This window comes from Vibrio gallaecicus, from assembly GCF_024347495.1.
GTDB lineage: Bacteria > Pseudomonadota > Gammaproteobacteria > Enterobacterales > Vibrionaceae > Vibrio > Vibrio gallaecicus.
The window spans coordinates 741,838-765,324 of sequence record NZ_AP025491.1 but is presented as its reverse complement, the minus strand read 5'-3'; the positions used below and the strand labels follow the sequence as shown (position 1 = coordinate 765,324).

General features: G+C 38.3%; 19 protein-coding genes and 1 pseudogene. 7 read left to right on the top strand and 13 right to left on the bottom strand.

Going from position 1 to position 23,487, the window contains the following annotated elements; genetic code table 11:
• Positions 1 to 406: 406 nt before the first annotated feature.
• The gene (locus OCU78_RS17815) at positions 407 to 2,554 is read right to left on the bottom strand and encodes a TonB-dependent hemoglobin/transferrin/lactoferrin family receptor (RefSeq protein WP_137374217.1); all 2,148 of its coding nucleotides are present in this window, start codon (positions 2,552 to 2,554) and stop codon (positions 407 to 409) included.
• Between the two features lie 228 nt (positions 2,555 to 2,782).
• Here OCU78_RS17815 and OCU78_RS17810 point away from each other — a divergent pair, with 228 nt between their 5' ends.
• A complete protein-coding gene (locus OCU78_RS17810; RefSeq protein ID WP_137374218.1) occupies positions 2,783 to 3,670 on the top strand; it encodes a LysR family transcriptional regulator in 888 nt (295 codons plus the stop codon).
• On the opposite strand, the gene OCU78_RS17805 is transcribed toward OCU78_RS17810, so the two are convergent.
• The gene (locus OCU78_RS17805) at positions 3,659 to 6,343 is read right to left on the bottom strand and encodes a bifunctional acetate--CoA ligase family protein/GNAT family N-acetyltransferase (RefSeq protein ID WP_137374219.1); all 2,685 of its coding nucleotides are present in this window, start codon (positions 6,341 to 6,343) and stop codon (positions 3,659 to 3,661) included. The two genes, OCU78_RS17810 and OCU78_RS17805, sit on opposite strands and share 12 nt — an antisense overlap.
• A gap of 232 nt (positions 6,344 to 6,575) precedes the next feature.
• Here OCU78_RS17805 and OCU78_RS17800 point away from each other — a divergent pair, with 232 nt between their 5' ends.
• Both OCU78_RS17800 and OCU78_RS17795 read left to right on the top strand, forming a co-directional pair.
• Positions 6,576 to 7,151 carry an SPOR domain-containing protein gene (locus OCU78_RS17800; RefSeq protein ID WP_137374220.1) on the top strand — a complete coding sequence of 192 codons (576 nt, stop codon included), beginning with the start codon at positions 6,576 to 6,578 and terminating at the stop codon, positions 7,149 to 7,151.
• Positions 7,152 to 7,313: 162 nt separating this feature from the next.
• Positions 7,314 to 8,315 (top strand): D-alanine--D-alanine ligase, encoded by a 1,002-nt coding sequence (locus OCU78_RS17795; protein ID WP_137374221.1) that lies wholly within the window; start codon positions 7,314 to 7,316, stop codon positions 8,313 to 8,315.
• A gap of 53 nt (positions 8,316 to 8,368) precedes the next feature.
• Here the strand turns inward: OCU78_RS17795 and OCU78_RS17790 are convergent, their stop codons facing one another.
• A complete protein-coding gene (locus tag OCU78_RS17790) occupies positions 8,369 to 9,337 on the bottom strand; it encodes a tyrosine-type recombinase/integrase (protein ID WP_137374222.1) in 969 nt (322 codons plus the stop codon).
• Between the two features lie 100 nt (positions 9,338 to 9,437).
• On the opposite strand from OCU78_RS17790, the gene OCU78_RS17785 reads away from it, so the two are divergent.
• On the top strand, positions 9,438 to 9,806 hold the full coding sequence (locus OCU78_RS17785) for a DUF3319 domain-containing protein (protein ID WP_137374223.1): 369 nt from the start codon (positions 9,438 to 9,440) through the stop codon (positions 9,804 to 9,806).
• Positions 9,807 to 9,810: 4 nt separating this feature from the next.
• The gene (gene yciH / locus OCU78_RS17780) at positions 9,811 to 10,122 is read left to right on the top strand and encodes a stress response translation initiation inhibitor YciH (protein WP_137374224.1); all 312 of its coding nucleotides are present in this window, start codon (positions 9,811 to 9,813) and stop codon (positions 10,120 to 10,122) included.
• A 1,056-nt stretch (positions 10,123 to 11,178) separates the two neighbouring features.
• On the opposite strand, the gene OCU78_RS17775 is transcribed toward yciH, so the two are convergent.
• From OCU78_RS17775 to OCU78_RS17750, 6 genes are all read right to left on the bottom strand, one after another.
• The gene (locus OCU78_RS17775; RefSeq protein WP_102535535.1) at positions 11,179 to 13,779 is read right to left on the bottom strand and encodes an Ig-like domain-containing protein; all 2,601 of its coding nucleotides are present in this window, start codon (positions 13,777 to 13,779) and stop codon (positions 11,179 to 11,181) included.
• Between the two features lie 397 nt (positions 13,780 to 14,176).
• Positions 14,177 to 14,941: a CPBP family intramembrane glutamic endopeptidase gene (locus OCU78_RS17770; RefSeq protein WP_240701759.1), complete on the bottom strand. Its 765-nt coding sequence runs from the start codon at positions 14,939 to 14,941 to the stop codon at positions 14,177 to 14,179.
• Between the two features lie 300 nt (positions 14,942 to 15,241).
• The gene (locus OCU78_RS17765) at positions 15,242 to 15,967 is read right to left on the bottom strand and encodes a hypothetical protein (RefSeq protein ID WP_048659844.1); all 726 of its coding nucleotides are present in this window, start codon (positions 15,965 to 15,967) and stop codon (positions 15,242 to 15,244) included.
• Positions 15,968 to 16,109: 142 nt separating this feature from the next.
• On the bottom strand, positions 16,110 to 17,171 hold the full coding sequence (locus OCU78_RS17760) for a hypothetical protein (RefSeq protein WP_206383703.1): 1,062 nt from the start codon (positions 17,169 to 17,171) through the stop codon (positions 16,110 to 16,112).
• Entirely contained in the window at positions 17,126 to 17,290 is a 165-nt protein-coding gene (locus tag OCU78_RS17755; RefSeq protein ID WP_137374225.1) for an SEC-C metal-binding domain-containing protein, read from the bottom strand. Before OCU78_RS17755 ends, OCU78_RS17760 begins: the two co-directional genes overlap by 46 nt.
• A gap of 292 nt (positions 17,291 to 17,582) precedes the next feature.
• Positions 17,583 to 18,233, bottom strand: coding sequence for a hypothetical protein (locus OCU78_RS17750; protein ID WP_137374226.1), 651 nt, complete (start codon positions 18,231 to 18,233; stop codon positions 17,583 to 17,585).
• A gap of 376 nt (positions 18,234 to 18,609) precedes the next feature.
• Here OCU78_RS17750 and OCU78_RS17745 point away from each other — a divergent pair, with 376 nt between their 5' ends.
• Positions 18,610 to 18,972, top strand: a complete 363-nt coding sequence (locus OCU78_RS17745) for a regulator (protein ID WP_137374227.1) — start codon at positions 18,610 to 18,612, stop codon at positions 18,970 to 18,972.
• Positions 18,973 to 18,979: 7 nt separating this feature from the next.
• Here OCU78_RS17745 and OCU78_RS23000 read toward each other — a convergent pair whose 3' ends face one another.
• A complete protein-coding gene (locus tag OCU78_RS23000) occupies positions 18,980 to 19,147 on the bottom strand; it encodes a superinfection immunity protein (RefSeq protein WP_353960345.1) in 168 nt (55 codons plus the stop codon).
• Between the two features lie 44 nt (positions 19,148 to 19,191).
• Complete coding sequence (locus OCU78_RS17740) at positions 19,192 to 19,707, bottom strand: hypothetical protein (protein ID WP_137374229.1); 516 nt, start codon at positions 19,705 to 19,707, stop codon at positions 19,192 to 19,194.
• 227 nt (positions 19,708 to 19,934) lie between these two features.
• On the opposite strand from OCU78_RS17740, the gene OCU78_RS17735 reads away from it, so the two are divergent.
• Entirely contained in the window at positions 19,935 to 20,297 is a 363-nt protein-coding gene (locus OCU78_RS17735) for a phage protein (protein WP_137374230.1), read from the top strand.
• 214 nt (positions 20,298 to 20,511) lie between these two features.
• Here OCU78_RS17735 and OCU78_RS17730 read toward each other — a convergent pair whose 3' ends face one another.
• Together OCU78_RS17730 and OCU78_RS17725 are read right to left on the bottom strand one after the other, a co-directional pair.
• Entirely contained in the window at positions 20,512 to 21,888 is a 1,377-nt protein-coding gene (locus tag OCU78_RS17730; protein ID WP_137374231.1) for an ApeA N-terminal domain 1-containing protein, read from the bottom strand.
• Between the two features lie 178 nt (positions 21,889 to 22,066).
• Positions 22,067 to 23,207: pseudogene (locus OCU78_RS17725) on the bottom strand (transposase); the annotation flags it as partial.
• Between the last annotated feature and the right edge of the window lie 280 nt (positions 23,208 to 23,487).

The window sequence follows — 23,487 nt, the reverse complement described above, 5'->3', positions numbered from 1 at the left end:
ATTTTATCTTGGAATAAACGTAGTTTTTTATAATTTTCACAGAGTTAATACTGTGATTTGTATAAGTCTATAGCTCATGATCGTAATTATGAAAGTTGTCAAAAGGTAGCTTGGGCATCCATAATTGATCTAAGTCGTAAAAAACATAAAGTAGCGGTTAAAAAGTATCATTAATCGTTCAATATGTTATTATCCGCACGATATATTTACGAAATGTTACTTTTTTACGGAGTTTGTAATGGAACTTGGTCTTATTATTGCTTTCATCGTCGCTTCTGCAGTGATGGTTAAGAAAGAAATGGCAGACAAATAATTTCACTTTTATACCTTTTTGATACATTTTTTAGTGAAATAAATAAAAGCCAGCGTTTACGCTGGCTTTTTTACGTTAATTACCTAAGAAAACTTAGAACTGATAGTTAGCTGAGATACCGTAGTTACGCTCAGCTTGTGTGTTTTCTTTGTAAAGTGCATCATCACCACGGATATCATTCCAACGGTAGTATTCTTTATCCGTTAGGTTAAAAATACCGCCGCGAATGGTTAAGTTAGCAACTGGTTTGTAGTACGCAGTCCAATCAAGAACAGTTGCGCTTGGAAGTTCCACTTGACCTGTGTTACCACCATTATCATCATCATTGTTGATGTCTGAGCCTGATTTACTTGCGGTGTAATTGATCTTAAAGCTTGTACCCCATTTTGAGCTAGGCGCATCAAAGTTTAAACCAAGAACAGCATTTAATGGGTTTACACTATTTAATGCATAGCCATTTCCATCTTCACCTTCAGTATATGCTGCAACAAAATGCGTTGAGATTCCTTCAGGAGCACCAACTAATTCGTCCCACATTAGTTTATTTGAGAACTCAATACCTTTAATAGTTGCAGAATCTAAGTTCACATTTGAGTAATGGGTTGTTCCGCCTACTTTCTTGGTCACTACTGTTTCGATGAAGTCATCATAATCACTGTAGTAAGCTGCGACTTCTGTCGATGAAGCGCTAGTGTTGTGTCTGTAACCTAGCTCGAAAGAAATACTCTTTTCAGACTTAAGGTCTGGATTTGGGTCGTTTACATAACCATGTGCAGGATTATCATAGGTGTAATACAGTTCATCAAAAGATGGTGCTCGGAATCCTTGGCTGATTTGACCAAATACAGTACCAGTTTCAGTTACTTTATAAGTAGAACCAAAACGACCAGTTACCGCTGAGTCTGAAAACTTAGTTAACTCATCACCAGTATTATTACCAGGATCGGTTTCAAAATGATCGAAGCGAATACCCGGTGTTAGTACCAATTTATCATTGTTTAAAGTGATTTCATCTTGTAAAAATAAGCCAAACTTTTGTTCTTTAGCATCTGGTGTATAGACATACAATTTATCATCTGTAGCTGGGTCAGAGTTGTATTCCATATTTGTATTGCTGATATCACTCTTAGTGTATGTCACACCATACACAAGGTAGTGGTTATCAATTTCTTTATCTAACTGACTTTCAACTTCAAGTTTGTCTTCAGTATAGATATAGTTTTTGGTTTGCATATTATCGTTATTTGCAGGAACCCAAGGTGGCATACCTGGACCTGCAGGCTTGAATCGATTAGTTACACCATTTTCTTCTTTACTGATGTAAGACACTTTGCTTGTAATCGTATCGGCAATTGCAGCATCGGCAAACCAAATGTGTTTAATAGCGAATCGATTTTGTTCTGTATCGTCTTCACCTGTGTAAGTTGTGTAACTAGAGTGGTGAATATCAGAATCTGATGTATCTTTAATCAGTTCAGCTAAAAACTCAATTCGATGATCATCATTTAATTGGTATTGTAGTTTTACTAACAAATTATCAGCAGAAGTCTCTTGTCCTTCTAAGCCATAGTTTTCTAGGTCACTAGGGTTTCTGAAATTTTGCGTCTCTTCACCGTCTCGGCGTGTATAAGCTATCAGAGTTTCAAGCTCTCCAAATCGGTTTGCTAGAGCGACATGTTCGCTAAATGATTTATCTTCAGAAGAGTAGGAGAGTTTGACTTGACCGCCTACGTCTTTACCACCTTTAAGAAAGTCGGCTGGATCTTTTGTTTCAAATGCAACAACACCACCAATAGCGTCACTACCATGTAAACTTGATGCAGCACCTTTGATAATCTCTACACTTTTAAGCATATCAGGGTCAATTGTGATGCCGCTTGAATTAATGAAGCTATATGGACCGCCATCGAATGAGCCTGGCTGCGCAGAACCATCAACCAGTATTTTTACACGTTTACCTTCCATTCCTCGAATGTTGATAGTTTGTGCACCTTGACGTGAGCTTGAGTTCATTGTCACGCCAGGTGTGTATTCAAATACTTCGTTGACATCTTTTGCCATGCTTTCTTGAATGGCTTGTTCATTGATCACAGTTACAGATGCGGCAGTATTTTGGATCGTCTGATTAGTTCGTGTTGAAGATACTACTACTTCATCAAATAGGGCATAATCTTCAGCTTGTACTGAAGTTGTTGTAAGAGCTATTACAATTGAGGCTGAGAGTAGGGAGTGCTTATACATCTAATAATTACCTTAGTTCCATAGTCTATTATTTTGAGCTGGTCGAATAGTATTGGATCTAAATGATAATTACTATTGTTTGCATTTAAGTTTATTAATAGCTTACACAGTTAACAATGATTAAATTTCGTTAATTCATTGTTTTTTAAGATAAAATTAAGGATTAGATTTTTATCTACATTTACTGTTAATGTGATGTAAATCACGATATATCGTACTGGAGAAATAATGCAGAGTCCTATTACATTAGAAGCCTTACATATTCTAGACGCTATAGATCGGAGAGGCAGCTTCGCAGCCGCTGCTAATGAACTTGATCGCGCACCTTCTTCATTGAGCTATCAGATTCAAAAATTAGAGCAAGATTTAGACATCATGATCTTTGATCGCTCTGGGCATAAAGCAAATTTTACTGAGGCTGGGGTTCTTATTTTAGAGCAGGGTAGAGTAATTTTGAGTGCAACTCAGCAATTGGTGAACGACGCGACTGTATTAGCTAATGGCTGGGAGCTGGATATTACCATTGCTTTTGATGGACTCATCCCAATTGATAACTTTTTCTCTCTAGTCGATGAGTTGGGGAAAGTGAGTAAAACACGAGTACGTTTACAGGAAGAAATACTCGCTGGCTGCTGGGAATCACTCGCAGAGGGCAGAGCCGACCTTCTTGTTTGCCCGAAACCTGAAACTCTGCCTAATGATGTTAAAAGTGACAAAATTGGCTATATTGAACTAGTGTGGGTGGCAGCTAGTGATCATTATGTTCACAACCGGTCTGGTGATTTCGATCAAGCAGCAAGAGAAAGTTACAGGGTTATTGCTATTGCCGATACAGCAAGAGAACAACCCGCATTAAGTGTGAATATCTTGGAAAAACAACCCAGACTAACGGTCACGAGTATCAAATCAAAAGTTGAAGCGCTGAGTGCTGGATTGGGCATTGGAACATTACCAATCGTGATTGCAAAGCCATTGATTGAGTCCGGGCAATTAAAACAAATCGCAGGAACTGAACCGCACGGAATCGATATTGTTCTAGCATGGCGTCGCAATAAAATTGGAGATGCAAAATCATGGTGCATTCAACACATCAAAAAAACATGGTCACTCGTTTAATTTAAGAACCATGTCGGCGGTACCATCTTCAAAGCTAACTTCTAGCTCGAACCCTAACTTTTGAGCTAGAGTAAGCATGCCTCTATTCGACGGCATTGTCATTCCAGACATCTGTACAGTGTTTTTGGAACGGCAGTAATCAATAACTTTCGTCATAAGAATACGACCTAAGCCAATACCTTTTAGATCGGAGCGGATCAAAATAGCAAATTCAGCGTCGGTATTATCATGGTTAATTAACGCTCTAGAAACCCCAATAATAACGTGTTCATTATCGATTTCCTTCAATACAACAAATGCGATTTCTCTATCAAAATCTATTTGCGTTAAATTCGCTAAAGCTTCGTGGTTAAGTTCTCCGATATCACTAAAGAAGCGTTTGTATAAATCTTCTTTTGATACCTTATTAATAAAGTCGGCGTGTAAGGGTTCATCTTCAGGAAGAATAGGGCGTAATAGAATCTCAGAACCGTCTTTAAGTGTGATGACTTCTTCGAGTTCTACAGGGTAAGGTCGAATCGCTAACCTTTCTTGTGCGTCACCAGCGTATTGGGTGAGTGTGATATCGGCATCAAGAATAGTAAATTTGTCACCATTAGCAAGTAGTGGATGAATATCCAGCTCACTAATTTCAGGACAATCTACAACCATCTGCGATATTCGAACAAGAAGTTCAGACAAGCCTTTAATATCAATTGGATGAGGAAGTTTCTGTAATCTAATTTTTCCACTTTTGATTGCCCGTATAATCAAGTAACGAGCTAGCGTCATATTTAAAGGAGGAAACGCAGCGGCGGCATCGATAGACTCATCCCATTCAGAGCCTCCTTGACCAAGTAAAATAATAGGGCCAAAAGTTGCGTCTGTAGTGACTTTTATTCTTAGTTCTTGTCCACCCGCTAACTTAGCCATTCCTTGAATAAGCAAACCATGAATATTTGCGGTCGGGTATGAAAGTTGAGAGCGATCTAATATAGCTTGCGATGCATTAGCCACTTCCTGGCTATTGCGCAAATTCAGCATTACACCTTGAACATCTGACTTATGCGCAATATCGGGAGAGCGTAACTTAACCGCTACAGGGTAACCGATGTTTTCCGCAATATGTACGGCTTCACTTGGATCAGAAGCTATCCATGTAGGCAAAACATCAAGGTCAAAACTTTTGAACAAATGACTATTTTGATGAGTATCAAGATGGACTGTATTTATATCCAGTAGTCGTTGTTTTATCCATAATTTAGCATCTTCTAAATCTTCTATGTGCACTTTTTCAGCTGTAGTCGGTGTTTCCATTAACTGTCTTTGGTTTCGCCTGTACTCCACTAAGTGCATAAAGGCAACAACTGAACTTTCTGGTGTTCTGTAGGTAGGGATACCAGCTTCAGTGAATAATTTCCTCGCAGGTTTTGCAGTCAATTCACCAGACCAGTTGGTTAATATATTAAATCGCTTATGTCTAGGATGAGCCCTGATAGCTTCAATAATCTTCTGTGCTGTTTCTGTTGAGTGAGCGATGGCGGATGGACTATGCATAATGAGTATTGCATCGGCTTCGTCACCATCTAAAAGCGCATTGATAGTATCTATATATCGTTTTTGACTGGCATCACCGACAATATCGATAGGATTGTTATGAGACCAACTGTCTGGCAGGAATCCATTAAGTTTTTGAAATGTGCTATCGGAAAGATCAGCAAGTTTACCGCCACGCTCGAAAAGCGTGTCTACTGCCATAATAGCGGGGCCACCGCCATTAGTAACAATTGCGAGCCTTTCACCTCTTAGTGGTACTGAATGCGTTAATGTCTCAACTGCTGCAAATAGTTCATGCATGTTGTTTACACGCAACATGCCACTTCGGCGTATTGCTGAATCATAAATGATATCAAGTGTATCCGTACCACCGGTGTGCGCCTTTGCTGCGGCTCTCCCTCGTGGTGTTTTTCCCCCTTTTAATACCAATATTCTACGATTTCGAGAGGCAGCTCTAGCTGCAGAGATAAAACGCCTTGCATCTTTTATGGTATCTACGTAAAGCAGAATAGCTTCAGTATGGGAATCGGTACTTAGGTAATCAAGCAACTCAGAAAAGCCAATATCGCTGCTATTACCAATTGAAATAAAGGCAGAAAACCCAATTTCTTTATCATTAGCCCAGTCAAGAACCGTTGTACAAACAGCCGCAGACTGAGAAACAAAAGCTATTTTACCTGGAAGGGCACTAATTGGTGAAAACGACGCATTTAAGTTCAACCAAGGTAAAATTATACCTAAGCTATTTGGCCCAAGAATCCTTATATTATGCTTCTTAGCGATACTAAGGCATTGTTCATCAAGAGATTCACCGCTATCACCTTCCTTGTACATTTCTGATGAAAGTACAATCGCAGCCGAGATGCCTTTTTCTGCTAATTCTTTGAAGATCTGAACATTACGTGACGCATTGGTACACACCACTGCGAGTTCTGGAATAATGGGAAGGGAGGATATGCTTTTATAAGCGAGAACACCTGCAACAGATTCATACCTTGGGGTAACAGGCATGATTGCACCTGAAAAGTCACCATGGAGCAGATTATTCATGACAATAAATCCAGCTCTGTTTGCTTTTTGAGAAGCGCCGATTACGGCAATTGAACGCGGTTTTAGTAAAGAGTCTAAATGGTTCATAAGCATTCCCTAACCGTAATAATTTCAAAGAAATATGATTAAGTATCGTAGCGTATATACAATGTACGAAGTGATAAAGATTTCGACAAATTGATGATAGAGCGTACATACATAATAAAGTTTGTGAAATAGGTCACCCAGTAATGGTGTATAATGATAAAGTTAACTTGATTCCATCCCGTGCTATGGGCATGATTTATAGTAATTTATTATTAAGGACGTTGAGCATTCCATGAAAAAATTTGCAATTGCGATTTTGCCACTGCTCTTGGCTGCATGTGCATCTGAGAATTACATAACAGATGTAACTTCTGAAAGTTATAAAGAAGAATATAAGACAGCGACAATGCAAGCACCTGTCGTGTCCAAGTCTAATGAAATGGGTGCGGGTGTTACTGAAGAGAGCGTAGAAGTAAATGTAGTAAGACTTTCTCCTGCTGAAGATAAGAAAGTGGTGAAACTAAGCCCTGAATCACCATCTGCAAAAATTGTCCCTCCAACGAAAAAGCAAGTTAAGATGAACCAACGTTTTGGTTACACGGTTCAAGTTGTAGCCGTTGGTAGCCAAGCCAAGGTGGATACTTTCGTCAATATGCTGCCTCAAACATCTCAACCAATTTGGGAAAACTATAAAGTAGTGAATGGAACTAAGTGGTTCAGTGTTTTATACGGTGACTACGCAACAAAACTTGATGCTAAAAAAGCCATTTCTACATTGCCTCAAAGTTTCCAAAATTTAAAACCTTTCGTTAAAAGTATCGACGATATAAAAAATTCAGATTATCCAACACTTAATAAACTGAATTAGCACTAAATGATAATATGAAAAGGAGCTTCGGCTCCTTTTTTGATGAATACTTAATCACTTGTTTATCGTAAGTGTAAATTAGTTTGCAAAACACTGTACCTATGTTTTCAATTGTTTATCATGATCAAAATGCACTCCTAGTTTCAAGGAACGAATTCCCCCATGAACAAAACTAAAATCCTCTTACTATGTGGTGGAGGCTCTTCTGAACATGAAGTCTCTCTTGTGTCAGCTAAATATCTGTTTGAACAGCTAAATTCGGTTCAGGACTTTCAAGTCATAAAAGTAGAAATAAAACCTGAAGGCTGGTGTTTAGAAACGGGTGAAGTCGTATATTTAGATATCAATGATCAATCGTTATGTAGCGCTGTCAGTAAACAAAGTATCGATTTCATTGTTCCTTGCATTCATGGATTTCCAGGTGAAACGGGTGACATACAATCTCTGTTTGAATTAGCAAAAATCCCTTATCTAGGTTGTGGTTCAGAAGCAAGTAACAACAGTTTTAACAAAATCACATCGAAACTATGGTATGACGCTATCGGCATTCCCAATACGCCATATTTATTCCTTTCTGAAAATGATAAAGAATCGCATGACAATGCGTCCAAAGCGTTCAAAGAATGGAAGAAAGTTTTTGTTAAAGCCGCACGCCAAGGATCTTCAATTGGCTGCTATCAAGTGACTGACATTGAAAGTTTAGACTCATCTATAGATCAAGCTTTTGGTTATTCTGAACAAGTTCTTATCGAAAAAGCAGTTATTCCACGTGAGCTTGAAGTTGCAGCTTATGAATTTGATGGCGAGTTGTATCTAAGTAAACCTGGTGAAGTAATTGCGCCCAATGGTGCATTTTATTCGTATGAAGAGAAGTACAGTTCTGATAGCCATTCAACAACTAAAATTGAAGCAGATGAGCTATCTGAAGAACAACTATCACTTATTGAAAGCAGTGCAAGGAAAGTCTTTAAGCAAATGAAGCTGAGACACCTCTCACGTATAGACTTTTTCTTAACAGAAGATAATGAGATTTATCTGAACGAAGTTAATACCTTCCCTGGAATGACTCCAATTTCAATGTTTCCTAAGATGGTAGAACATAATGGGCATCAATTTTCTAAATTCTTAGAAAATTGTGTAAGAACGAGCTTAGCTAATTCTTGAAAATTTAATGCTTTGGTCTAATGCCTTTGTAATTTACGAAGGTTATTAATGAATTAGTACCAGGGTGTCATTGATTTAAACTTCAGCATTTCTTTATCAGCAGTGCCTTTTGCTCCGATATATTGCAATGGCATTGCTGGGCTTAACCAGCGACCGAAATCCTGAATATCTCGTATGTTCATACCTTGATTTGATAGTTCTTGAGCAGCACCAACTCTTATAGAATGACCCGAAAATGAGTAATCTTTTGGTAAGTGTAATAAGTCACCAGCTTTTTTTAGTATTCTGAAGATTGAAGAGTCATCAAGGTAATTTTCACTAACATTTCCATGACGGTCAATAGAGCGAAATAAGGGAACTTCATCAACAGTATTAGAAGCCATTAACCATCGCTTCAAGAAGAGTGACGCCTCATCAGATAATTGATAAGTGTTGCCACTAACAGATATCTTTATCGAATTTTCATCTTCGAACTGTAAGTCTGAATACTTAAGGGCTTTAAGTTCTGAGCGTTTAAGCGCGCATTCAAACATAACATTGTACAACGCTAAATTTCTTACTTGATAAAGTACATCAGATTTTGATAACAAAGTTTTTAACTGAATTAAATGTTCATGGGTGAATGCTACTGTTTGTTTGGCGTCACCAGCCATTTTTGCTTGTAGACTTAATATCGTGAACCGAACTTGTCGGTGTGGTATTGGGTTAGCAAAGCCTAATATGGTATGCAACATACTCAATGTTGCAGTGTAACGTTTTAGGGATGCAAATTTTCTTCTTTGTGATTCTACTTCAAGGAAGCGTCGGATCGCAGTAACCGAAGCTGGCAGTGCCTTGATATGGTGAGCTTGGCAAAAAGTTCTATAATGATTCCAATCAGAATAGATTCCAAGTATCGAGTTTTTGGAATATTCATGATTTGTGATGGAATCGATCAGATCTATTGTAGGTTGCGTCTCCAGTAATTGGACAATTGTTTTAATTTCGGAAGCGTCTGTAAATACTGGTATTTTTTTTCGCAATTTAAAGCCTTTAAATTAATATTTTTGACATATTATGCTTGATATCAACAGAAGTGCAATTATGATTAATGCAGTGAAACCTAAAAGATGATTCATAAATATGGCTAATTCTATTTATCGTGGAGTACATCTGCTTTCAACAGATGCAAAGAATACAGTATGGCAAGCAAAGCTTAAAACGCGCGTCATTCAAGGTAATTTGACCGCTGTAAAAAAGAGCATTGATTGGTGGCTAGACACAGCATCAATTATTGAACCTAAAGAATTCTCAGCTCTAAATAAAGAAAGACCAGGGGCGAACCAAGCCGAAACCTTTAATGGGTACCAAATCAAAAATGATACCGGTGATCCAAATGCCTGGTATTGTATGTTTAATGGTAAACTCATCAAAGGCGCTAAACCTGCAATTCAAAGGCATATTGAAGCCTATTTAGTCGCTAAACAAAAAGCACAGCAACAAAAGAAGTAAAATTATGAGCTTAGTATATTCCACCGATGTTGGTCGTATTACACCTGAAGAGCAAAAGGTTGAGCGACCTAAAGGTGATGGTATTGTAAGAATCCAAAAAGAAACTAAAGGCCGCAAAGGCAAAGGCGTTTCTGTTGTAACAGGTCTTGACCTAGATGATGCTCCACTTAAACTTATGGCTGCTGAACTTAAAAAGGTATGTGGCTGTGGAGGCTCAGTTAAAGATGGGAACATCGAAATACAAGGTGACGCTAGAGATAAAATTAAAGCTCACTTAGAGAAGAAAGGCTTTAAAGTAAAATTTTCTGGCGGTTAAATTTCTGTTCTAATACTAGAGATAAAATCGAAGATTATTATTGATAGATATTAGGTATTTTATGGTAAATAGGCATTACTGTTAAATAGCGTGATATTGAGCTTATACATAACAGAAATAGAGTAATAGGGAGCAGGTAGAGAATAGCTCCCTATATTAAAACCAATTCAATTTAACAATTCTGGGTTAAGGCTATGTTCATAACTCGAATGGGAAATATAAACCCTTATTTTCAATGATTTACACGAGAAACTCATGTTAGGTTTGGTTCATGAACATACTTTAACTTCATAAGTAGCTATTTAGAAGTATAAAAACCAACCAAAACAGAGGTTTCAGGTTCATGAAGTTGAATGATTAACGTTGTGATTTTCATCACATAAAAAATAGCCATTTAACTTTAGACCCATAAGAGGCTCACCAATAAAACGTCCAGTAAATTCAATATTTATTGATATCGACTGCCAAGGAGTTAATGGGGAAGAGTGGGGAGTGTTGTAAAACAATCCTCTGTTTTCCTGACATCAAAAGCATTCGACCATACCTCCACGCCAGCGAAGCAAGGTGTAAAATAACCCATCAAAACTATCTAATGACTTTAATCCCTCAAAATTAGAATTTTACTTAGTCCAATATAAAGCCACGATCATTACGTTTCTGGATGAGTAAAGTGCGAACAAGGTCAATTCAAATCTGTAGATTGTATATTTCTAGCACCTAAGACCCAAATTGTAGTAACTCATACTAGATCTTACACACACGCTGGTTAGTCACGACTAGCTCGTACAAGCCGACTTGTTGGTATCGTAACTCATTCTTGGACAGAAGCTTGTTAATGCCTTTGCTAAGTTAGCGAGTCATGAATAAATGCAAGTGTAAAAGTCCCTTAACTCATTGCATTGTATTGATTGGAAAGGTCAGATACTGGGTGCTCCCAATTGATGAACAATTCCAAATCATCGCAGGGAGCAACCGTAATACCCTTAAATTATGTATGAAGAGGTGCTAACTGATAGCTCTGGCTAAGAACAGCTAAAAGCACTGTTCTTAGTTGAATTACTTGAAGTAATAAGAAAACACGAGTTCGAGGGTATCAACATCACCTGCTAAATGATGCCATTGTAGATCTGACTTAATTTGACCAAAGTCCAATACATTCACGCCGACGCCTATGTTGGGGTGAACATTATCCTCCACCTCGAAATCTTCCGCGTGGTTCGAACTTGCATCAAGATAACCTAAGCCCAAACTGAAGTACGGGGCGAATTTATCGCCCCAAAGCTGCGTAACTCGATAAACAAAATTAAAGCTGTAATGTTGGTAATCGACCGTCATATCATTATATTGCGTATGTTCTGCTTTCAAATCGACACTATTTAGCCAACGATAAGTAAACTGGATACTCGCGTTATTATCAAATTGGTACCCTAAGCTACTTCCGAAAGAAAACTGACTGTTACTTTCCTGACTCCACGCGTTGTGGTCAGTATCTGGCTCTAACCATGAAATCCCAGGATTAGCTGTTACATATATTCCGTTATTCTCTTCTGCAGAATGAGCGAAAGGAGAAACACTTAACAATAGTGGGACGACCACTTTAACGGCAAGTGACTTTTGATGTCTAAACAGTGCGAGTATCGTCAATAGCAGCGTGCTTAAGAACCCTATAGAACCACCACTGCTGGTTCCCGCGATAACCTTCCCCCCATAAGGAACACCGGCTTGAATATGAAGATTAACGGTAGCAGGGTAACTATGTCTTGATCCAATATCTGTAACATCATATTCAAAGCTATCATCGCCTATAAAACCAGGTTCAGGAGTGTAAATAAATTCACCACTCTCCTTAAGTGTTACCGACCCATGCATTGGTTGTTTATAGATTCGAGCAGTTAAACCAGCATAAAAAGGATCTTGTGTATTCGCATCATCTGTATCGTTAAACAATACACCTGGTGCAACAATGGTATCAATACTGTCTGCGTAAAGTGAGTAGCTATCATTATTCGCAATTGGCGCTGCATTGTTAGGGATAAGGGTCCAACCAGTGGAGAGAATTGTTATTGATACTTTTGCTTGGCTAGTATTGATTGAATAATAAAATTCATCATTGCCATAATAGTCAGCATCAGGTTGATACTCAAAACTGCCGTCTGCATTCAATGTGACACTTCCATACAAAGCATCTTGGTCTAATGTAGCGGCTGCTGAATTTTCATTGGTATCATTTTTAAGCACTCCATCTTGGCTAGATACAATCAACTTAGTATCTTGATCAACCTCATAGCTATCTGGGTGAGCATAAAGAGATTCATGTTTTTCGAATGCGCCAATGTCGATACTCAACCCCTGTGGGCGGGTTTGCTTGAGGTAATCTGATGTGATTGAGCTTCCATCGGCATATAGCGCTTTAGCGTCGTCGCCTTTATCAACAAGCGCTATTGAAAGCGTGTTTGGAACGAAACAATTAGTTGTAACGCACCCTGCAAGTGACAGGCCAGTATTAGGGGTGTCATCGACACCAGGTGTCGAAATAAAGTTATTGTTGTTCTCTGATAATGGGTAAATAGTTGTATCGTCCCAATCAGTTGGATAAATTGCAGAGCCAACATTATTTGCACCATCGATTATAACGAGTAGATTGTTATTGGCTATAAGCTGAGCACTATTGATTAACTCTATATGGGTCGCTTTGTAAGTAGCGGGGTCTACATTTTTAGTAATAGTCGGGTAATACAGCGTACTATTGGTTAGCGTCAATTTTCCTTTATTGACATAGATTGGCCAACCTCTATTAGCATCCCTTCCATCAAATAAAGTATTTATAATTTGTGCATCAGCTTCATTAAATCTAAAAGTAGAATTAAATAAGCCTTTAAATATACTATCTTTGATGACTGCCGTTGTGCTGCTGCCTGAACTATCTTGACTAACTTGAATAACATGACTGGCTGTGCTTTCAACCAATGGTCCATTAGATTCAAAAGCCGTATTTTCAATAAAAACATCACTATTAAAAATAAGGGTGGGTGCTGATCTTGGACCAAGATTTTCGAATATAAATGAATCTTTTATTGTAACAGAGCCATCTTGAGTAGACATGATGGATGCCTCTCCTTGCCTAGGCACTATCCTATATAGGATAACGTTATTGAGTGTTACATTAGCGTTATCGGAAAAGATAAAACCTGACATGTGTTCTGCCCACACATTTTCAATGGTGACATCGATGGTGCGCCCTGCGGTATTTCGAGGATTAATGTCAAATAAAAGACCAGATGATCTTAGAACCAGATTGTTAGGATCATCCGGATAACCAGTATTAAATGAGCCAGTATCAGAAACCCAGCGTTGATGGTCATTAATGTGGACATAATCATCGCCTAATCCTCGAATGATAATATCATCAGTAATTGTCATTCGGTTGTCGGTTTGACCTGAAGGGACTTCACCCAAATTAGGCGAGATAGGTGCTTGTGCATTATATGAAGCCGGTATTTCGATAGTATCTAAACCAGGATTAGCATTGGCCTTTTCGATGAAATCTCGAAGTGAGCCCATGCCTTGATCACTACTTGTTGTTACCGTATAAGTGGCAGATTGTACGCTCAAAGAGCTAAAAAGTAGTCCAAATAAAATTATTGACTTTGGAGTCATATTACCATCCTTGATATCCATGAAAAAACTAAGCCCAGATTTTTTTAAGTTACTTGTAACCAACAACTTAGCTCATATATAAGAATATCACAACTCTCCCTAAGTAATGACTTTTGGAGATGTGTATACTTGGGTGCGGACGGGAGTTTTTTCAAAGTAATGTGTTTGCTTTACACATTAGCTAGTTCTATTACGATCTAGATGGGTTCTAGAACGTTTTGGGGCAGATCTGAGTTAGCTGGCACTTTTTGAGAAAAGTGCCACGAGTAAAACTTCAGGTCTATGAAGCCTCTGGACAAAAGTGTGTCAGAAACTTTACTATCGAGGTGTCGATAAGTGTGGTGATTTCATTGATTATTGCCTCAGTCCTTATAGTGATGAAGCGGTTACTAAAACCTTATTGTATTGATTTTTCCTTGCGTTTAATAATCAATAGTGCCAAAAAAGATACAGCTAATGCCATTATAGAAACGGTTGTTCCGATGTTCCCACTTGGTGCAAAGTCCCAATCATTAAAGAAAAATGCGGGTACGATAAAAACTTCCACTGTATATATCCACAAATTATAAATCGTATGAAAAATTATAGCGCTATATATACTCATGTATTTCAGTAGAACTATTGATGCAGTGATACCTAGAGAAAAAGCAACGACAGGGTCTTCATGGCCGTAGGCGAATAAGAGTGACGATAAAATTACGCCTACAAACTTGTTTCTCAAAAGTAAGCATATGCTACTTAGCAAGATAAACCTGAAGAAAAACTCCTCTGATAACGGAGCTAATATAACGGTTTCGAAAAGATAATTTAGTTTCTCGCTTACTTCCAGTTCACCACTAACGAGAAATCCTACGATATAGTCGACTTCTTGTCCCGTGACATATTTCCGGATAAATTCCATATAGAACAACGTGATACAAGCCACGCCAATCGCTAGCACAGTAATTGGGAATACATGATGAGTAAAAGAGGAAACTTGTGGAGTTACTGAAAAGAGGCTATTTTCACTTTTCTTTAAAGTAAGCATCATCACAAACGCCACCACCCAAAAAAGGCCTCGAAGATCATTAAAACCCATGTCGCCCCATAGGTAATATAAGGCAAGTGCCAATATGCTTATGGGTAACGAGGTTTTAAGTCCTACGGTGGGAAAGTTATCCATTTGTACCATATCTAAATTTATTAATCCCTGCATTTAAAGGTTACATTTATATCACCCGCCTCACATTAATTTCAATCGTATCGAGATCTTCACGACTAAATAATCTGGTGAAAAACAGGAACAGGATATGTATGGGTTTAACTCTGACGGATTTTGAGGCACACGCGTTTTAGAGTCATAGCACTAAGGCGTTCTTGTCCCAAAGCATGGCGGCATAACACGTCTCTGGACATTTTTGAGTTAAAGCTTTAACTCTAACGTGGTCGTTTTGGATAAAGATTTCTATGGGTTAACGGCCTGTTATAAGTTTGCTAGATGATGAAAACTTTTAATCCTATGAGGGGGAATAACTTCTGCATTCGAATTATAGAAAGTATTAGCACTTTCACCAGCATCTAATTCTGACTCACCATCCACCATCAGTTTCAGAAAGAACAAAGCTTTAAATACCTCGTCTCCTCGAGGTTTAGAAGTAAAAGAAACTAAGTATGGTTTTGTAACTTCCTGAAAACGGAATACAAGCTCTTTATAGTTTTTTCCAAGTAAAGTTCCTGCAATATCTTCAACCAACTCAGGTGCATCAGTATAGTTGTGGTTTGCTCCTGGAGCTTGAATAGCAACTGTCTTTATGAGGAAGGCAAATGGTCCTTCATCATGGTCACCATTTTTCCCAGACATAGATAGGGAAAAAGGATTAGAACCAGATTTTTCTAAACCAGATGCCAATGAAGACAACCTTTGAACTAACTGACCTTTGACTAAACTTTTCGTAAGAATCCCATATTCTCTAAATGATTTATGATCTTCAACACGAGTGCCATGAAACCACAGTATTTCGAGTTCACTATCAGGCTCACCGAGCTTTTCTCGAGCAGCACTTTCAACATTCTTTTCGAGTGTATAGTAATCGATTTGTTTGTCATTTTTGACACTTTTGAGTACTGAAATGAGATCTTCTTCTGTTGTATGGAAAGCATCACAAAGTGACCGTTTTACAGATTCATAAGACGAACAGTCTAAAATCATATCTATCTCCTTACTCGAAATTTTGATTAAAACGAATAGCGCTGCATTATATGTGAGCAACGCTACCACGAAACTTAGCCATACCAGCATAAACACCAAACCCAACACTCAAATGACAAATGCCAAGCGTTGAGAATCACTCTTAAATGCTGATTATCTCCACAATATCGCCTGTAACAGTTACACTTACTAAGTCATCGTACTCGAAGGTCTTGGTGTAGTTCTCTGAAATAGCCAATGCGTATATCTTTTCTTGTACCTCAGAGGGCAAAGACGACCACCAAGACAGCTTGAAAAAACAATTTTCTGTATAAGCAAAAATCGATTTCATCAACCACGACTTAACAAACTCATTGCCTTTCGATATAAGATCTTTTACATATGCGTCGATAACGCCATGTTCAGATAAATACGAAATTACATATGCTGCATTCCCATCGATTGCTACCGTAGAAAGAGCAATATGTTGAAAATTATCATTTGGATTCCCTTTATTCTGCATTTTATTATGGTTTAAGTCGTAATAAGGAGATATAGAAGCACATACAGCGATAGTGAGAGGAGCATCAAATTTAATTACGTATGATGTTATTCGACTAAAATCCTTACTTTCATATGCTGTTTCATAAGCTAGTTTTATTCGCTCAATATCTTCAAATCCTTTTCTTACATTTTGTCTGCTGATATACAGTTTTTCTTGAATCAAAACTTGTTGATAAAGCTCTAACCCTTTATCGATGTTTTCTGCTTGCCATTCAACGGCTTCCATCGCTGCTTTTTTTTGGTAATACTCATGACAAACGGCGCGGTACGAGCTAGCCCAAGAATTGGGCAAACTTGGGTGAAATTCCTCTAACTCTATGGCTTTAAATAGCTCTGTATCGTGGTAATGACAGAAGCCATAGAAGATAGAGGCCTCTTTTTTAACACCCGTTTTTAGCTTTCGAGTTTCTTCAAAACCCGTAAGGTTTCGATAGAATGTTCCGACATGACCACTTTCAGCTAAACTCGACAGAACACGCCCACGTTGAATTGTGTGTGCACCTTTGATCGGTAACTGGCAATTACTAGAATCAAACGATGCACAACAGTACTTTTTACTATCAAAGATTTTATTAATAGCAATCCGTATTTCATGCTCATTAAGCAATCGTTCATTTAAGCGATGCTCATGACATTCGCAAATTTTTTGCCACTTGGACACCAACAAAGATCGTTCAACTTTGTATTGGCTGCTGCCATTACGTCATGAGCAAACTCTACCTTACTTTGAGAATCAAATCTTTTAACGACTTCACTCAGAGTGGACTTTATATCAAACATACTGAACTCCAACTAGCAGCATTTAAGAGTATCTTTTAACTAGACACATTCCATGTAATTGTAGAGAAACACCCAGAAAAATCACGTATCATATTGTTTTTATTACTTAATAATGAAACAAAAATTTAAGAGGAAGGCAGTGTCGGTATTACATCCTATACAAAACTAACTACATATTTAGTTATTAGAAAAAATAGGGCAAGTGATGACAAAAGAAATATGTCCCAAATCTTAAGCTGGCACACTTTGGGGCAATTATGGGTTGAGAATAGGTATACTCACGAAGCTATGGTCACATGCTTTGGCCCTGAATTTCTAAAAACCAATAGTCACCATTATTGCTCCAGTCAATGGAATAGCTCTTTGCTAAAGAAATATTTACATCTTTACCACCAATCGGGGTTGTTAGGTCTATCGGCCCAAATGAGGCACCTTGAGAAATGTCATAGTCCCAGCACTTTGTGCTTTTACTTTTGGGGTTAACAAGCCGATCCATATCGTTCATCACAAGTGATACACCCTCAGACATTCCAACCACAGATACATATTGCTCAAGAAGTTGCAAATCCTCGTATACGTCTTTCATGAATATATCGGTCGCTCCACGCTTACCTCCTGAAGAGCTAAGCGTACGATAGCATTTCATCTCAATAGCGATAGTGTGACTTTGCTGTTGTGAAATTCCACTAAAAACGAGGTCTATTTCTCTAGTTCTACCGTGAATATTAATCCCTGTTTCTAACTCTATGTTGAATCTATCACCTGAACTGAACGTTATAAGAGGAATCAGTTGCTGAAGTACATAGGCATATTGAAGCTGCATTGACGCTTCTTTGTTTATTGCAACTAAGTTATTACCAACTTTTTTGGAGAATATCGACCAACCAAGTGAAACAGCGGCCCTCATTCTTTCTGAAATTACATCTGATTCAATTGAGTACATTGTTAACCATGAGCAATGTGTTTGACAAAATGAAACGTTATATCCATTAATACAATTAAGTCAAAAGCTGATCAATGAACTGTGAGGCCAGCGAAGACTAGCTCACTTTGGGGCAGATTTGAGCTAGCTGGCACTTTTTAGAAAAGTGCCATGAGTAAAACTTCGCGTCTATGAAGCCTCTGGACAAAAATTAGTTTCGGAAAATCGAACATTAACAAGATATGAATAATTTTTTATAAGGCAAATTCGCCAATTAATACGTATTTGCACAGTGCGCACTTTGCCACGTTAAGTTAAATAAACTCTTATTATTCAAATTATTATCATTAATTGGCTCATGTCGTTTTAAATGCTCCCAGAGACTGGAGGGCATTAGATGACTAAAAACCAACTTTTTAGAGAATTCTATTGCCGTTTATCTTTAGAAGAGACCGCGGAACTATGTTTTAAAAATGTGACGACAGTCAAACGTTGGGACAAAGGAAAACCCATTCCAAATGAATGCAAGAGATTGATGAGACTTTGTGCTTATAGAGAAGTTGGGATTTCAGACGATTGGGTAGGGTTCTATGTCGAGAATGGGAAGTTTGTTTTGCCAACGGGACAAAGACTATCTGCAAGCCAAATACTGTTAGGAGCTGCTTTATTAGAAATAGGATCTAACGAAGATCGGAAAACAGTAAGTTCATTGATAAGGCTTGCACGTTGCATGGCCAAAACGCTTAACAAAGCAAGCTAAATAAGCACTATAGACGCTCAGTGTTCATTAAGCTCCAAACTAAAGCTATTAGCCAACCAGTACCAAAAAAAAGACTACCAACTATGTTAAGTACAGTAATTGCCGTCTTATGTGGATGGTCTTTTCCCCTGGCAATAATTGTTGGTAGAAGAAACAAATATATTCCGATACCCATAAAGATTAGGAAAAATATACTTTCCATACTACATACCTTAATTGTTAGTCATCAGATAGGTCTGAAATGTAATAGTAGTCTTCTGCAATTACTTCAATTAATGACCCCAAGTTTTCCTTAATGCTTTGACTTAGCTGCTTTTCTGAACCAGCAATTGCCACTGCAAGCACATATGGGGCGGCGTTGCTATTTTCCCAATTGATGGAATGGGTTATTTTGAACGACATCATGCCAAAGTAGATGTCTAATGTGTCGTTGTATTTATACAAGTCGATGCTTACATCCATATAGTTATGGGCTTGGTGTTCGATATTTTCTTTGAGCTTTAAGTCTTTGACGAAGTTTCTGAATCTGAGCTTCACGTACCTTTGAAGCTCATTTTCTGAAATGAACTTTGCTGCATCGTCATTTATGTGTGTATTGAATAAATGCTCATCGTAGTGTGGGAGCCAACTATAGCGGCTTTCGTCAAACTGCTCGAAAACGTGTGTAGGGCGTTCAATTACTGACGCTAGTGAGCACGAAGAAAAAGCTAATAGTAATATAAGTAGTCTGTTCATTGTTGACCAAATCTAATTTATTAAGGGCGTGCAAGGTAAGTCTTCTCTTGACTGAACACAAGTAGGAAAATCTGAAACTAACCTTCGGATATTTCTGAGCATGTTGAACCATTTTAAAAGTGGCTACTATTAATCTAAATATCAATTGTGCGTATTATGTCTGCTTATGTTCAATGCAGCATATCTTGTCATTACGGTGCAACCTCTTGTATTTAGAGGTTTTATCTGTGAAGTATCGCGAAATGAGTAAGAATTACATTTTTCGAGAGTTAGAGTGCCAAATGACCAAGGAAGAGGTCGCGGAACTGTGTTTTAAAACTGTGAGAACGGTCACGGGATGGGACGAAGGAAAACCAATACCGCCTGAGTGCAAAAGACTAATGAGAATGGCAAAAGGTCGAGAACTAAGTATTAGCGAAGACTGGATACAGTTCAAAATGTTATATGACAGTATGGAGCTGCCGACAGGCCAAGTGGTGAGGCCGCAACAAATCTTAGCAGGGATTGCATTATTGGGTATTCAATCAGAGTTAGAGATTAAGACTTCAACACACTTGCTTGGCCTTGCTAGAGCGATAGCTAATATCTAGAAATAGGATTAGAAAAGTATGATTTTCCCAATGTGAGTTCAAAGCCTCAATAACATTGACTAAAATGATGTCATTCTTACTGATAAGGTAGCTGTGACTAGAACGAAGAATATCCTTGTTTTTTCGAATTACTAGTCCTCCTTTTTGGTCATATCAAGGAGAAAGAAGCCGGACTCATTGAGTTCGGCTTTTTATCATAAACATTAGTTTTGTATCAATTTATGTTCATCATTTTAGCCTTTAAAGGCTGGGAGGTTTCTACCACAATTTCTATCTCTTTATCAGTAAACCCTACAACCTTTAAAAAATGTAAGTTAAAAATTAGCTCCATTTTCGAACATAAGTTAAAAAGGTCCTTGCCATTAGCAGCTGCACCCTTAAGTTCCTCATTATAATGAGTTAAGTAGTTTCTTGTATCTACTATTTTGCGTAGGAGCTTGCCTCTATCTTTGCTACTGCCAAGGTGTTTTTTAAAAGGTTCAACAATTTTCTTAAGTCGCTTACCCAAATTTATTTCATTCCCATGGACTAAACGGTCTTTTAACCAGTCCCGATTGTTTTCTGGGCAGCCTTCTAGAATAGTATCTACTAAGGTACCAAAATCCTCTGGGTCCATAAGTGTTTCGTTACTAGTTCTACGGTGATATGTCTCTAATCCTTGAGCAAGAGCTAAAAATTTACCGTCTAGGTATTTCTGTGCACCCATTTTAGTTGAAAAATAGAGGCCCAATGCAGGTGATAAAAAGTCATATGCATTTATCCAATTGTTGAAAATTTGACCCGCATTGTCTTGGATTGTCCTAAAACTGAACAACATATCATATCGAGTTTTAGTAGGCTCTTTTTCCGTGTATGGAATACTTTGGTAATAAATCTTGATAGGTTGTGGGATATTATTTCGCTTAATTTCATTAGAAGTGGCTGATAGTGTTTTCATTGACACCGTCTCATTCATTGCAAAACACATTAAGTTTGTGATCTTATATGCAAGAATTGTAAATTCTGATAACTCACGCAATTCATTAGAAATTATTTTAAAATAGGCACGTTGTGTGATTTTCGCCTCTTGAAGCGTAGGGAAGCCAGGGAGAGTATAAGCAAAGCACAGTTTGAGTTCCATGCCGTTATCAAGTGCATAGCTTAGTGCCTCAGGTGGTTCATAGCTGATTGTTGCCGTCTTGTAGTCAGGGGCTGTATCCACATTAATTCCGCTGATTCCAACCCATTCATCTAAACAATCAACCGAAAATGACAACGTGTTAAATTTTACTTTTTCATCTTTGTCCCAGGCCGCTCCACTTAAAACTTTGTTAACTAAAACCTTTGACTTTGAAATTCCACCAAATCCAATGTTCTTGTTTGTATAAAAACAGTCTTCAAGAGTAACAAAGCCATCATTTTCAACATGCCCAATGATACGACTAAGATCATCGTCACCATTTAAAGCTTCAATACTGTCATCAAAAAGCCCCACGACTTCTAGTTGGGTGTTGCCACCATCGTTTATTGTTAAAGTACCGGGTATTTTTTTTTCTTCATTTCCGGGTAACCAAAAATATCCCGATTTCTTATACTCTTCTTGAATTCTCATCCGGACTCCTATAGAAAATAATTGCATATGTTCTTTGTGTCCGATACTACTAAAAAATACTATTTCTTAATAACTTATTATCAATATAAAAAGTGCTGTTAGTCTAATTTGTTCCTTTTCTGTAACAAGACGCAATAGACCATATTGATCTGCTCCAGTAAGACTGGACACCGCATTAAGCGACATATTGTTTTTCAAAGTTAACTGGACTTAGATACCCAAGAGCACTGTGCCTTCTTGTTCGATTATAATCAACTTCGATGTATTCAAAGAGTGCTTGACGCATCTCTTCTCGGGTCATTATCGACTCGTATTGGACGGCTTCTACTTTCATTGAGTGGAAAAAGCTTTCAACACAAGCGTTGTCCCAGCAATTTCCCTTCCTACTCATACTTTGCTTTAGATTATGAGCTGCGATTAAGTCGCGGTAGTCTTTTGAACAATATTGGCTACCTCTATCACTATGGATAATCACTTCTTCTGGCATGCCTCTGCGGAACAATGCCATTGATAGCGCATCACAGACCAGAGTTGCGGTCATTCTGGTACTCATTGACCAACCAACTACTTGCCGTGAGTACAAGTCGATAACAACGGCTAAATACATCCAGCCTTCGCTTGTCGCTAGATAAGTGATATCTCCAGCCCATTTTTGGTTTGGTGCTGTCGCATTAAAGTCTTGCTCAAGCAAATTCGGGGCTACAGGAAGTCTATGCTTACTGTCTGTCGTACATTTGAATTTACGGGCGGCCTTCGCAACTAACGCCTCATGCTCGCGGCGATGGTTTTTACATCGTGTTTATTACCATTTTCTTCAAGTTCTTTTTGAATGCGCCTTGCACCATCACGCTCCTTTTTATCATCAAAGACTTCACGAACTTTGCTATCAAGCTGCTTTCGGTGTTCGTTGCGTTGGGTGACTTTATGCCGATTATCAATCCAATAATAAAACCCACTTCGAGAAACCCCAAACACCTTAGCCATACGGACAACCTTATACTGCATCAGGTGTTCGAGCATAAACTCATAGCAATCTACTTTAGATTTTTCGCGAAGTAGGTGGCGGCCTTTTTTACGATATCTAGCTCTTCAGCTTGCTCTGCCAATAATCGTTTGAGTTTGGCATTTTCAGTGGCTAGTTCCTTTTCTCTATCGCTGATTTTCGCATCTTTTTTGACGGCTTTACGCCACCCATAAATTTGAGATTCATATAGCGAAAGCTGTCGTGCGGCGGCAGCGACACCGACTTTCTCTGCTAACTTAAGCGCTTCGGCTTTAAATTCAGGAGCATGTTTAATTCGTGTTTTCTTAGTTGTCATTGTTCACCTCGTTAGTGATTGTAATCACTTAACTCAGTGTCCAAAACTTCTGGTGCGGATCAAATGAAGATCTAAGCAACAAGTGGTCACTTGGTATGCTTTCAACACCTGAAGACACTATGGTTGTTCTCGACACCATCTGCCGTTTGAAAAATGGTGTGTTCCCATATCCGATTTAATTCGCTTGGGCAGAGTTATCTCTAGCTAACTTCAACTAGCAGCAGCCTTCAACTCGAAACAGTCCCAGGATGGTTTAATCCTAACTGTCGCACTGTGCAAT